At 39.1% G+C, this 13524-nt stretch carries 12 protein-coding genes; 10 read left to right on the top strand and 2 right to left on the bottom strand.

Annotated elements, in window-relative coordinates; all coding sequences use genetic code 11:
- Nucleotides 1-394 precede the first annotated feature (394 nt).
- Nucleotides 395-1399 (bottom strand): LuxR C-terminal-related transcriptional regulator, encoded by a 1005-nt coding sequence (locus G4420_RS17460; protein ID WP_163325219.1) that lies wholly within the window; start codon nucleotides 1397-1399, stop codon nucleotides 395-397.
- A gap of 418 nt (nucleotides 1400-1817) precedes the next feature.
- Between G4420_RS17460 and G4420_RS17465 the strand changes: the two genes are divergently transcribed.
- The 6 genes from G4420_RS17465 to G4420_RS17490 all read left to right on the top strand — a co-directional run bounded on the left by G4420_RS17465 (nucleotide 1818) and on the right by G4420_RS17490 (nucleotide 7925).
- A complete protein-coding gene (locus tag G4420_RS17465; RefSeq protein ID WP_163325220.1) occupies nucleotides 1818-3125 on the top strand; it encodes an acetyl-CoA hydrolase/transferase family protein in 1308 nt (435 codons plus the stop codon).
- 301 nt (nucleotides 3126-3426) lie between these two features.
- Nucleotides 3427-3831 (top strand): methylmalonyl-CoA epimerase, encoded by a 405-nt coding sequence (gene mce, locus G4420_RS17470; protein ID WP_163325221.1) that lies wholly within the window; start codon nucleotides 3427-3429, stop codon nucleotides 3829-3831.
- Between the two features lie 24 nt (nucleotides 3832-3855).
- Nucleotides 3856-5415 (top strand): acyl-CoA carboxylase subunit beta, encoded by a 1560-nt coding sequence (locus G4420_RS17475; RefSeq protein WP_163325222.1) that lies wholly within the window; start codon nucleotides 3856-3858, stop codon nucleotides 5413-5415.
- Nucleotides 5416-5429: 14 nt separating this feature from the next.
- Nucleotides 5430-5801 (top strand): OadG family protein, encoded by a 372-nt coding sequence (locus G4420_RS17480; protein WP_163325223.1) that lies wholly within the window; start codon nucleotides 5430-5432, stop codon nucleotides 5799-5801.
- Between the two features lie 35 nt (nucleotides 5802-5836).
- On the top strand, nucleotides 5837-6262 hold the full coding sequence (locus G4420_RS17485; protein ID WP_163325224.1) for a biotin/lipoyl-containing protein: 426 nt from the start codon (nucleotides 5837-5839) through the stop codon (nucleotides 6260-6262).
- A gap of 16 nt (nucleotides 6263-6278) precedes the next feature.
- Nucleotides 6279-7925, top strand: coding sequence for a sodium ion-translocating decarboxylase subunit beta (locus G4420_RS17490; protein WP_246241679.1), 1647 nt, complete (start codon nucleotides 6279-6281; stop codon nucleotides 7923-7925).
- 58 nt (nucleotides 7926-7983) lie between these two features.
- On the opposite strand, the gene G4420_RS17495 is transcribed toward G4420_RS17490, so the two are convergent.
- Nucleotides 7984-8493: an aminoacyl-tRNA deacylase gene (locus tag G4420_RS17495; protein ID WP_163325225.1), complete on the bottom strand. Its 510-nt coding sequence runs from the start codon at nucleotides 8491-8493 to the stop codon at nucleotides 7984-7986.
- Nucleotides 8494-9137: 644 nt separating this feature from the next.
- Between G4420_RS17495 and G4420_RS17500 the strand changes: the two genes are divergently transcribed.
- The 4 genes from G4420_RS17500 to G4420_RS17515 all read left to right on the top strand — a co-directional run bounded on the left by G4420_RS17500 (nucleotide 9138) and on the right by G4420_RS17515 (nucleotide 13519).
- The gene (locus tag G4420_RS17500; protein WP_163325226.1) at nucleotides 9138-9929 is read left to right on the top strand and encodes a hypothetical protein; all 792 of its coding nucleotides are present in this window, start codon (nucleotides 9138-9140) and stop codon (nucleotides 9927-9929) included.
- 12 nt (nucleotides 9930-9941) lie between these two features.
- Entirely contained in the window at nucleotides 9942-10331 is a 390-nt protein-coding gene (locus G4420_RS17505; protein ID WP_163325227.1) for a nuclear transport factor 2 family protein, read from the top strand.
- A gap of 209 nt (nucleotides 10332-10540) precedes the next feature.
- Entirely contained in the window at nucleotides 10541-11143 is a 603-nt protein-coding gene (locus G4420_RS17510) for a short chain dehydrogenase (RefSeq protein ID WP_163325228.1), read from the top strand.
- 249 nt (nucleotides 11144-11392) lie between these two features.
- Nucleotides 11393-13519 (top strand): TonB-dependent receptor, encoded by a 2127-nt coding sequence (locus tag G4420_RS17515; RefSeq protein WP_163325229.1) that lies wholly within the window; start codon nucleotides 11393-11395, stop codon nucleotides 13517-13519.
- Nucleotides 13520-13524 lie beyond the last annotated feature (5 nt).

A 13524-nucleotide genomic window follows, 5' to 3' on the forward strand; every position in this document is an offset into this window, starting at 1 on the left:
CAATAGTTAGCGTATACGTGTTTTCTGCATCTTCTATTTTTTTATGCTCTGGGGCAATACTCCTCATGGTCCTTACATTAAAATGTAACGAACAAACAAATTAGACAACTTAAAATGTTGACCAACGAACAGAAGTGTATACCTCTAATTTTGACAGACCATACGACTAATAATATTTTGCCTACTTTCGATTTAACGGAGGACGATTTTCAATAATTCTACCTGTGTATAAAATCAACAAATTACCTTTTCGTTATCCGGCACTTGTTAAAAATTAAACTTTTGCCAAGGGATGCTACTCATTTAATCACAGTTCAAAAATACCCGATGATACAATTTTGCGCAATACGTGATTACCGCCCTTTAATAGTTCGGATACGCAATATTACGCATCTTACAGTTTTTGATTCATGCCATACACCTTAATAATAGCTTCAATAATATTCATTGAATTTGTTTTTCGCATGATGTTTGAGCGGTGTTTTTCTACCGTTCTCTGCGAAATTCCCAATTCGGCGGCAATAAGTTTAATGGGGGTTCCTTTTCCCGATATTTTTAAAATATCATATTCTCTTGAGGTTAAATCAAAATCAGCTGATTGCTCATTTTGAGTTTCAGATATTGAATTGTGATCATTTCCAGAAAATGATTTTACAACATGATCTGACAGAATCTCCACCTGAATAAGTAATCGGTTAACTACAAAATTCGAAATATTTGAAATGTACAAATTCGCACGATACCCATTTTCTCCTTTCAAATGCACATTCGAAACTGTACAATCGGTTGTATGGCCTTTTAAACACATGCAAAATTGTTTTTGCTGTTTCGGAGATTCACTGAAATCAAAGATTTCTTTTAATCCTGGCAGGCTCAAACTTTTGGCAAAACCCATAGTCTGATAAAACGCTGGATTGGCACGTTCAATCCTGTCAGTATCGCAAACCAACATCCCAATTGGCGAGCTAACAAAAAGCTTTTCGAAAGTTGAGCGCTCAAATGCTTTTAGCTTATCTGTTTTTTCGAACAACAACGTTAGCTTTGTAAGTATACGCTTTTCAATAAGTGGCTTAAAAATAAAATTATCGATTCCCAACTCCAGCCCCATCATTATTTCATCCGAATCATAATTTTCAACAATTACAACATAGGGAGTGACACAATTTAATGTACTCCTCCTTAATAAATTGTAGGTCTGATAAGCATCGTAATCCGTGAAATTATGACTACAGATTATCAGGTCGGGAGAATACTCAATAATTTTTTGAATGGCAGCCGGAATAGTTACAGCTCGTTTTACACAATATTTGTGTGTTTTTAGGATCCCACATAACTGGCCGAATAGTTCATCGTCGGACACATTAAGCAGTATCAACTTTTCTTGATGCAATTGGTTCATCGCTATTATGTATTGTAAAGGTGATAGCTAATTTAAGATAATTTCCAATAAATGACACGGTTAAAAGCTAATTTTATGTAGAAAGGAATAATACAACACGAAAAACACCCACAAACACTTTACAAACTTTAGTTCATAAAATAAATAAATGAAGTCGGGAACCATATCCATTGCACTATAATTTTACTATATGAATTCCATGAAACAATTTAGCTCACCTGCATTCTGTTGATTAAGAATTGAACAGGCTTTCTTATTTGTCATTAGTCCAAATAAATGTAACGAAACCCGCAATTAACAAATACTTTACATATCTATTCGAACTTCACATTATAATATTCGAATCATAGTGGGGGGAATTATATTTCTATCTTTGCGCACCTGAAATTATTAGCCGTATTTTATAATCCGATAAAACATGAAAAATATTAAGTACGTATCGCCGGAAGAAGCTGTAAAGGTTATAAAAACCGGAGACAGAGTCCATTTAAGTAGTGTTGCTGTAACTCCTCATACCTTAATTAAACCGATGGTTGAGAGAGGTCGCAACAAAGAGTTCCACAATGTTACCATTCAACATATCCATGTAGAAGGTCAGGTTGAATATGCCAATCCTGAATTCGAAGGAATCTTTCATTCTGAACAATTTTTTGTTGGTGGAAACCTGAGAAAACAAACTCAGGCTGGCTACGCCGATTACATTCCAATTTTCTTAAGCGAAACGCAGCGTTTAATGCGCAGAGGTTATTTAAAAGTAAATGTTGCCATGATTATGGTGTCAGTTCCTGACAAACATGGTTTCGTTTCATTAGGTACTTCTGTTGATGCAACCCGCGCCGCTATTGAAAATGCAGATACGGTAATTGCAGCTGTAAACCCGAATGTTCCGAGAGCTTGGGGTGATGCAATGATGCATATTGATGAGATTGATATTTTCGTTGAAGACGACATTCCATTGTATGTTCACGATCCTGCACCATTATCAGAAATGGACATTAAAATTGGGAAAAATGTTGCCGAATTAGTTGAAGATGGTGCTTGTTTGCAAATGGGTATCGGAGGTATTCCGAATGCTGTTTTGGCACAGTTGGGCAACCACAAAGATCTTGGAGTACACACCGAAATGTTTGCCGACGGAATTCTTCCTTTGGTAGAAAAAGGTGTTGTAACCGGTAAGAAGAAAAAAACAGATCCGGGAAAGATGGTAGCATCATTCCTTATGGGATCGCAAGCTCTTTATGATTTTGTTGACGACAACCCACGTGTTGCCATGATGGACGTTGCTCACACCAACCACGTGGCAAACATCCGCAAGAATGACAAAGTAACAGCAATCAACTCTGCACTGGCTATCGATCTGACTGGTCAGGTTTGTGCCGACTCAATTGGTATTACTCACTACTCGGGAGTTGGAGGCCAGATTGACTTTATCCGCGGTGCGGGTCACTCTAAAAAGGGTAAACCAATTATTGCGCTTCCGTCGGTAACGAATAAAGGTATTTCTAAAATTAGCCCAACCTTACTTTCCGGATCAGGCGTTGTAACTACTCGTGCGAACATGCATTGGGTGGTAACTGAGTATGGTGCTGTTAACTTATATGGCAAAACACTTCAGGAAAGAGCAAAACTTCTGATTTCTATCGCTCACCCTGACCATCAGGAATCGTTAGACAAAGCATCGTTTGAACGATTCGGTCCACACTACCATTATGTAAGGGGTGAATAAAAGACATATGTTTAATGAAGCAGACTTAATGTCTGCTTTTTTTATGACTATTATCATCAACCATTTTATCATTTCGTTCGAATATTAACTAATTCTAAAATCATGATACCAAACAATCAGGTTTTCTGGTTTTAGCGAATAGGGAATTATAAGAAGCCTAACTTTGTTGGAGTTTAAAAAATTGACTATTAATATTTTATAACCATTCTAAATAAGCAGAAATAGAAACGATTAATGCCTCAATAAACTGTACTAACTGGTTCAAAATCTGCTTATTTTCAAGAATACAATTATTTACAAGATGAACATTTCACATATAGAACACATCGGGATCGCAGTAAATAGTCTAGAAGAAGCTATTCCATACTACGAAGAGATGCTGGGTCTAAAATGCTATGCCGTTGAAGAAGTGGCAGAACAAAAAGTAAAAACCGCCTTCTTCCAGGTTGGCGACACTAAAATCGAGTTATTGGAATCAACCAGTCCTGACGGACCTATTGGCAAATTCCTTGAGAAAAAAGGTCAGGGCGTACACCACCTTGCTTTTGCTGTTGACAATGTTAACGATTCGTTGAACGAGCTTGGAGAAAAAGGCGTTCAGCTAATCGACAAAACAGCGCGAAAAGGGGCCGAAGGCTTAAACATTGGTTTCCTTCATCCAAAAGCTACTATGGGTGTATTAACCGAAATTTGTGGAAAAGAATAAAAGACACTTATAATAACCGATTTTATGAGCAACCAGGATAAAATTAAAAAGTTAATCGACCTAAGAGCAGAAGCTAAACTGGGTGGCGGATTGAAAAGAATTGAAGCGCAGCACAAAAAAGGCAAATTTACTGCTCGCGAAAGAATCGAACTTCTGTTAGATGAAGGAAGTTTCGAAGAATTTGACATGTTTGTTACACACCGCTGTACAAACTTCGGATTGGAAAAAACCAAATTTTTGGGCGACGGCGTTGTTACCGGTCACGGAACAATCGACGGACGTGTAGTTTATGTTTTCTCGCAAGACTTTACCGTTTTCGGAGGATCGTTATCAGAAACCTTTGCACAGAAAATTTGCAAGGTAATGGATATGGCTATGAAAGCCGGAGCACCGGTAATTGGTATCAACGACTCGGGTGGTGCACGTATTCAGGAAGGTGTGAATTCGCTGGCCGGTTATGCCGAAATTTTCGAGCGTAACATTTTGGCATCAGGAGTTATTCCACAAATCTCAGCTATTTTCGGACCATGTGCCGGTGGTGCAGTTTACTCTCCTGCCCTTACCGACTTTATCATGATGACCGAGCAAAACTCATACATGTTTGTAACCGGACCAAAAGTTGTTAAAACAGTAACCGGCGAAGACATTTCAGTTGAAGACCTTGGTGGTGGTAAAGTACATGCATCAAAATCAGGTGTTGCACAATTCCTTGTTGAAAACGAACAGGAAGGAATTCTGATTTTACGTAAACTTATAAGCTATCTTCCTCAAAACAATCTGGAAGATCCGATCATTACTGAAAGCACTGATCCTATCGACCGTTTAGACGATGTATTGAATGAAATCATTCCTGATAATCCAAACCAGCCTTACGATGTAAAAGACGTTATTCACACCATTGTTGACTATGGCGAATTCCTTGAAATTCACCGTAACTATGCGAAAAATATCGTAGTTGGTTTTGCTAAATTCGACGGACAACCTGTTGGTATTGTTGCTAACCAGCCAAACTACTTAGCCGGTGTACTCGACATTAATGCATCAGTAAAAGCCGCTCGTTTTGTACGATTCTGCGACGCATTCAATATTCCAATTATTACTCTTGTTGATGTTCCGGGATTCTTGCCGGGAAGTCGTCAGGAATATGGTGGTATTATTACTCACGGAGCAAAACTGATGTTTGCCTACGGCGAAGCTACTGTACCAAAAATCACTATCACGTTACGTAAATCGTACGGAGGTGCACACGACGTTATGTCGAGTAAACAGTTGCGTGGCGACCTGAACTATGCATGGCCAACTGCCGAAATTGCAGTAATGGGTGCTGCCGGAGCTGTTGAAGTACTTCACGGAAGAAAATTACGCGATATTGAAGATGCTGAAGAGCGTGCTAAATTTGTTGCCGACCACGAGGAAGAATACAAAGAGAAATTCGCTAATCCATATCAGGCTGCTTCATTCGGATATATCGACGATGTTATTGAGCCACGTAATACAAGGTTCAGAATTATTCGCGGGTTACAAAGTCTTGCCACCAAGAAACTGGTTAATCCACCTAAGAAGCATTCAAATATTCCACTTTAAAAACAGAACAAATTATGGAACCATTATCAATCCTATTAGCTAGTTCTGTTCAGTTTGGATTCACAGTTGCAATTGTTGGGTTCTTGATCGTTTTTGCATCGTTAACAGTTTTGGTTATTGTATTTAACAACGCACCAAAATTGATTAACATGAAATTCAACAAAGAAAAACTGAAAAAAAGAAAGCAAAAAGGCGAGCCGGAAACAGCCGAAGATGATTATAACATCGAAGGTAACGTTACTGCTGCCATCAGTTTGGCACTACACATGTACTTTAACGAACTTCACGATGAAGAAAGTAATATTGTTACCATTAAAAAGGTAAGAAAATCGTACTCTCCATGGAGTTCTAAAATTTACAGTGTACAAAACAACTGGCCGCGATAAATAATTCTGAATACAAAGTGTAAAAAAAGAATACAATGAAAAAATATAAATTCACAATCAGTGGTAACGAATACGACGTTCATTTAAAAGACATTGAAGACAATGTTGCAGAATTAGATGTAAACGGAACCATTTACGAAGTACAAATTCACGGAGAAGTAAAAACTTCAAAAACGCCGAAACTGATTCGGAAACCGGTTGAAAAAATGCCTGGAGAAGGTCAGATCAAGAAAACTCAATCAACCGGAAAACACAAAGTAACAGCACCACTACCAGGTACAATTTTGAAAATTAATGTAACTGTTGGCGACGTTGTAACTGAAGGCCAAAACCTGATGGTTATGGAAGCCATGAAAATGGAAAATCAGGTTCAAACTACAAAAGCCGGAGAAGTTACTGCCATTAAAGTTAATGTGGGCGACAGCGTGTTGCAAGATGATCTGTTAATAGAAATTGCTTAAACAATACATTGCTGACATGAGAAAAATAGTTCAATTATTATTCGTATTGATTTTTCTTGCGCCCTCAGTATATGCTGGTGGTCAGCCGGAAAAACTCAGCGATGTAATTACAAAGGGGAAATGGATAAATCATTCCGACGGATATGTACCAATTCCAACTTATAAAGAAGGAGAACCTGATCAAAAGGAGGATCCAACCACAGTAAAACGTTACAAAACGTTTACATTTGAAACCGACGGAGGATTTCTTCTTGACTCAGCAAAACAGCGATATTCAGGACGTTACGAAGTTATTGGAGACGAAGTTGAGTTGCATTTCAATACCGTTCCAATTACTGAGTTGCGCACGAATAGAGATCTGAATCAACAGGGAGGTTATAACGTTACAACCCTTCAGGTAAAATTACCTAACCGCGTTCTTAAAATTGACGCCGACGGTAACCTGTCGGGAGACGGATATATTTATAAACGCTACAGCGGCGCGGTGGCCGGTTTGTTTAACTTCTACGAATTTTCGGGATTTGCCAACATAGCCTGGGGAAACATCATCATGATGATTGTAGGATTTGTTTTCCTTTACCTGGCTATTAAGTACGATTTCGAGCCGATGCTTTTAATCCCTATCGGATTTGGTATTTTAATTGGTAACATTCCAATGTTCCAGGTAGCTGATTTTAACCTGAAACTAGGAGTTTACGAGCCTGGTTCGGTACTTAACATCCTTTACCAGGGTGTGGTTCAGGGATGGTATCCTCCACTTATTTTCCTTGGTATTGGTGCAATGACAGACTTTTCGTCACTGATCTCGAATCCAAAACTAATGTTACTGGGTGCCGCTGCGCAGATTGGTATTTTCCTTACGTTCCTTGGAGCGATTTATTTGGGATTTGCCGCACCTGAAGCCGGCGCAATTGGTATTATTGGTGGTGCCGACGGTCCTACAGCGATCTTTATTTCATCGAAACTGGCGAACGGATTAAATGTTCTGCCCGACGGAACCACAGTGAAAAACCTGATTGGCCCTATCGCGATTGCAGCTTATTCGTATATGGCACTTGTTCCGGTTATTCAACCGCCGGTAATCCGACTGATGACTTCTAAAAGAGAACGTCTTATCAGGATGAAACCTCCACGCGCGGTTTCTAAAACGGAGAAAGTACTGTTCCCAATTATTGGTCTGATTCTTACTGCATACATTGCACCATCAGCATTACCACTTATTGGTATGTTATTCTTTGGTAACTTGCTAAAAGAATCGGGTGTAACAAAACGTTTGGCAAATACTGCAGCTAACCCACTTATCGATGCCATTACAATTTTGCTTGGTATTACTGTAGGAGCTTCAACACAAGCCGACGTATTCCTTACTCCGGCTTCAATTAAGATCTTCGGTCTTGGTGCAGCTTCTTTCGTAATTGCGACAGCTGGTGGTGTTGCTGGTGCTAAAATCATGAACCTGTTCCTGAAAAAAGAGAACAAGATCAATCCAATGATTGGAGCAGCCGGTGTATCTGCAGTGCCTGACAGTGCAAGGGTTGTTCAAGGTATGGGATTAAAAGAAGACCCAACGAACCACTTGTTAATGCACGCTATGGCACCAAACGTTTCGGGTGTTATTGGTTCGGCAGTAGCAGCTGGTATTTTGTTGAGCTTCCTGATGTAAGAAAAACTGCTTACGCTATATAAAAAAAGGATTTCTGCTTCAGAAATCCTTTTTTTGTTTATTCAAATGCCCATCGTTCGCTTGGATCGCCGGGCATAGAAACTGTTTTCCACGAAAATTTAAATATCCGTGGTTCAACCAGACGTTCAAAATCGGCATAGCTCATTTTAATCATCTCGGTGTGGGTACCTGCATTAAATGCAATTTCTTCATCTTCAGCAAGCGTTTCGGCCACAAAAACCTCCATGTCGTAAAGATTGCCAAATGGCGGCATCGCTCCTATTTCGCAGTCGGGGAAAAAACGGTGAAATTCAGCTTCGCTTGCCAAACTAACATGTGGTGTTCCGAAGATTTCTTTCAACAGTTCAAAATCAACCTGATACGAAGCAGGAAGTACTGTCATTGCCATTTTCCCATCTACATTTACAATCACAGTTTTTGCAAACTCCTTACCCGAAATGTGACTTTTTGCTGCGATTTCCTGAGCAGTAAAGGCCCTTGAATGTCTGATTACAACGTACTTTACATCGTTTTCATCAAGAAATGCTTTAAGTTTTTTTACTGGCATAACAATTTAGTTTAACTCTTTTAATCTTAAAATTTCACGAATTTCTTTAAGTACAATAGCTTTCTTTCCGGTATATTTTTACACCAATTACAACCTACAGGTTTCGTTTTTTGCACAGTTTAAAAGCATATGATTTATTCTTTTTGATTGTAACAAAAATTTATTGATTGATTCAGGATCGACTTTCGAACAAAATGGTCATTAATTCGATTAAATTTTATATTAAACTGATTTTAACCTAAAATAATTAAAAATAGTGCCATGAGGCATCACTCCCATGTGCTACAATTCCTTCTAAGACAGGATTTCAAGATAAATCAAACAATGTATTACTGTTAATTATAATTTCTCCTATACACCATCTTAGAGTCGACTACTAAACCCAAATTATGTAAATTACAATTTAAATTCGAAAAATAATAAAGGAGTTATTTGTATTGTATTTTCAAAATACACTAACTTGTTAATACTTATCGAACAATTAGCATATGAAAGACACCAGATTCATTAAAAGAATCCATAAGAATTGTTTGATCTCCACAACTTACAAAATGCAAAACAATAAATCCGGGAATTCTATTTCGGAAAGTTCGCTGTGCTTTTTAAAACATCTTAATAATTCTAACTAATTAAAAATTAACATTATGAAAAAGCTTGTCTTTTTAATCGTTTTTATGCTTTTAAGCACAGCTATTCTCTTTGCTCAGCAAGAAAATGATCGTCTGTATATTCTGATGGAATTTATGTCCGTATCGGATGAAATGGAGGACGACTATCAGCAGGTTGAAGAGTTTTGGTCGAAAATCCACCAACAAAGAATTGCAGATAACAACATTATAGGCTGGGATCTTTGGGCCATGATGCCACGCGGAACCGAGCAGGGATCGCAGTACTTTACCGTCACACTTTATAGTACTCTGGCAGCAATGCTTGAAGGAATACCCGGTGATAAATTTCAGCAATACGTACAAAATGCCTATCCGGATATGAGTCAAAGTGACCGGGATGCCATGATGGAAAAAACCGTAAAATCGCGCGATATTGCTCACCAGGTTTTCACCACCGAAATAAACAATACAAGTGGTGATTTTGAGATGGAAATTGGCACCTTGATTGTTTTTGATATTATGAAACAAGAACATGATAGTTACGAAAAAGTGGAGGACGAGCTATTTAAACCATGGCATCAACAAATGGTCGACAATGGGCAAAAAGGCGCATGGGGACTATTACGGGTAATTCTTCCGGCAGGTAGCCAGGCAGTTGGCTCACATATAACCTACAGTATGTATAAAGACTTTGAGCAGCTTGCCAACCACTGGGAAGGTGATGGTGGAGAAATGGATGTAATGACTTCGCTGGCTGTCCAGAAAGCACTAAAAACACGAGATATGCGCGGTGTTGAAATGGCCCGTCTTGTAATGAAAGTTCGATAAATTAGGATAATCATGAGCAATTTAGATCTGTTAAAAGAAGGGTATAAACTATTTGCTGAAGGTAATATTGAAGGTGTTCTTGCACTTTGGGATGAGAAAATTGTGTGGCACGAGTGCAAAGGGTTTCCATTCATAGACGGCGATGGAACTTTTGTTGGAGCCGAAGCTATTGTTCAGAGTGTACTTTCCAAAATACCAGACAATTACGACGAATTCAATATTGAAATTCACGATTTTATTGATGGTGGTTATAAAATAGTTATGGAAGGTTATTATACCGGTGTATGGAAAGCTACTGGCAAACGTTTTAAAGCCAATGCCACGCATACCTGGACATTTAAAAACGGGAAACCATCTGTATTCTTTCAGGCTGTTGATACAGCAACGATTATCAATCCGTAGAATCTTTTAAGATCACACTTTTAACTATGAAAACATCAATTAAATAGAACACCCCTGAATTTAGCACTACATTAATTTTCCTATATTCCAATTTAAGAAGTCAGGCTTTCGCAAGTCTGGCTTTTCTCTTTTATTGTATTTTAGAAACAGTTAGCGGAATTAAACAACCGCCGGTTTAAGCTGTTAAACGGTAAATAAATATTGAATTTATGAAGATAGTAGTTATTGGAGGGCAAGGCACAATTGGAAGCGCCGTAGCCAACCATTTTAAGAAAAAGCACGAGGTAATAACTGCCAGCCGAAATAAAGGCGATGTGCAGGTTGATATGGAAAATTCGGAATCGATAAAGAATATGTTTGATCAGATCGGTAAAGTTGATGCCATTGTAAATTGTGCCGGAGCTACAAAATGGGGGCCTTTTGCCGAACTCTCGGAAGAGGACTTTTATGTTGGATTAAGAGGCAAACTAATGGGCCAGGTAAACATTGTTCGGATTGGCAGACACTACCTCAATGAAGGAGGATCGATTACTTTAACAACAGGCGTCTTGGCCGACGATCCGGTGTACGGTGCAACCAACTCGGCAATGGCAAATAATGCTATCCACGGTTTTGTACTTGCTGTCTCGCAGGAACAGCGAAATGAATTTCGTTTAAATGTGGTTTCGCCCGAACTGGTTGAAGACTCGGCAGAACGACTTGGAAATGCATTCCCAGGGCACACTCCAGTTTCGATGCAGAAAGTAGCCAAAGGCTATGAGCGAAGTGTGGAAGGCCTGCGAACCGGAGAGATCATTCGCGTTTACGATTAGCATTTCAAACGAAAATATAGTATCCTAAAAATAGCCGTTCCTAAGGAGCGGCTATTTTCATTTCTGATCCTAGCCATCAAAATAAAAGCCTCCACTTCATTCTAACTTCACCCTCAAAAACCGTTTTCCGGTTCGTACTTGTATTACTCCCGTTCGTGGGTTAAAGCTAACCAACTGTATTCTTTTATTTCTGTCCCTCCTTTTTCTGAAAGATATTTGAAGTATGAAAACAATAAAACAGAAAAAACCATGAAAACTCGTCTAATAATACTCTTTCAATTTCTGATTTTGTTTGCTCACGCTCAGGTAGAAATTTCAGGAGTAGTACAATCGGAAACCGGAAGCCCGATTACCGGGGTGAATATTTTTATACAGGGAACTTACGACGGGACAACAAGCGATAGCCTAGGTGTATTCTCGTTTAAAACCGAAACAAGCGGAGAACAGACACTTGTTGCCAGTTGTGTTGGATTTGAAACTTATGGTGAACAGTTAAACCTTTCGAGTAATATTTCAGACCTAAAAATCGTACTGATTGAAGAAATCAGCGAACTCGACGAAGTTATAATCAACGCCGGTACTTTTGAGGCCAGCGACAAAAAGAAATCGGTGGTTTTAAAACCGCTTGATGTGGCGCTTACAGCAGGCGCCAATGGCGACATTTTTGGTGCTTTTGGCAAATTACCCGGTTCGCATACAGTGGGCGAAGAGGGACGACTTTTTGTTCGTGGAGGCGAAAGCTACGAAACCAAAACTTTTATGGATGGCATGCTGGTAAATACACCTTATTATTCAAAAATGCCCGATCTGCCAACACGGGGCCGGTTCTCCCCCATCCTCTTTAATGGTTCGGTGTTTAGCACCGGAGGTTATTCGGCCGAATACGGACAGGCACTTTCCTCGATTGTGGCCTTAAATACCGTTGCTCTGGAGCCGGAAACAAAATCAAGTATTTCAGTTTTATCAGTCGGGTTACAAGGATCGCATGCTAAAAGATGGGAAAATACATCGTTGTCAATCAGTGGAGAATACCTGAACACAGCACTTACGAACAAGATCTTTAAGCAAAATGTTGAATGGTTAAAAGTTCCAGTCATTGTTGGTTCAACAATGCTATTCCGACACAAAACCAGTGAAACAGGAATGCTTAAATCTTTTGCCAGTTTTAACTACGACACTAGCAGCTTACTGTACGATAACATTGAGCAGTTGACATCCCAGGAAGTTTCATTGGGGAACAAGAATCTGTATTCGAACACCACATACAACGAAATGCTAAATGACGATTGGATGATACAAACAGGCATTGCCGTTAACATCGACCGCGAAAATATGGATATCAATTCAGACAATATCGCTACTTCGCGAAACAGCAGCCAGCTGAAACTTACATTATCCAATTATTCTGTTAAAGATGTAACTACAACCTTCGGCGCTGAAGCTTTGGTTTATAAATACGACCAGGACATTGATATGGACGGGAATTTCAACCTTTCATTCGATAATAATCTTTTTGCTGGTTTTGCCGAATCGGAGTGGAAAGTAACAAAAAGCTTTGCACTGAAAGCAGGCCTTCGAACCGAATACAATTCGCTTATCAATGAAATAAATGTTACTCCGCGTCTTTCAGCAGCGGTAAAAACAGGCAAAAGCAGCCAGCTTTCGGCTGCTTACGGAAAGTTCTTTCAGAATCCGAATGATGATTATTTGAAATTCACCGACGAGCTGGCACCTGAAACATCAACACACTCCATTCTAACCTGGCAGTATAAAAAAGACAGCCGCACCTTACGTATTGAAGCCTACAATAAAAACTATTCCGACCTGGTAAAATTTGATGAAGAATTTTCTGTTGAACCCGGAAATTACAACAATACAGGAAGTGGTTATTCAAGAGGGATCGATGTTTTTTGGCGCGACCAAAAGCAGTTTGGGAAAGCCGATTACTGGATTTCGTATTCGTGGATCGATTCAAAAAGAAACTACCGTGATTATCCGGTAAAAGTAACACCTCACTACGTTTCGAAACATAACCTTTCAGTGGTTTACAAGCAGTATTTTACAAAGATCAATTCCTTTATTTCGGGCTCCTACACTTTTGCCAGCGGACGTCCGTACAATAATCCAAATACTCCTGAATTTATGGCTGGCAAAACCAAAACCTACAACGATTTAAGTTTCGGATTTACGCACTTGTTTTACCTTTTCAACACGCAAACCGTAGCTCATGTAATTGTAAACAACGCCTTGGGATTTAAAAATGTATTTGGATACAACTACGCACAAACGCCCGACAACAATGGAGTTTATCAATCACAACCAATCGTACCCGGGCAAAAACGACTCATTGTATTTCTACTATCATTTCAATTATAAACTTA

Origin of the sequence: Draconibacterium mangrovi (assembly GCF_010586825.1) — a bacterium.
Classification (GTDB): Bacteria; Bacteroidota; Bacteroidia; order Bacteroidales; family Prolixibacteraceae; genus Draconibacterium; species Draconibacterium mangrovi.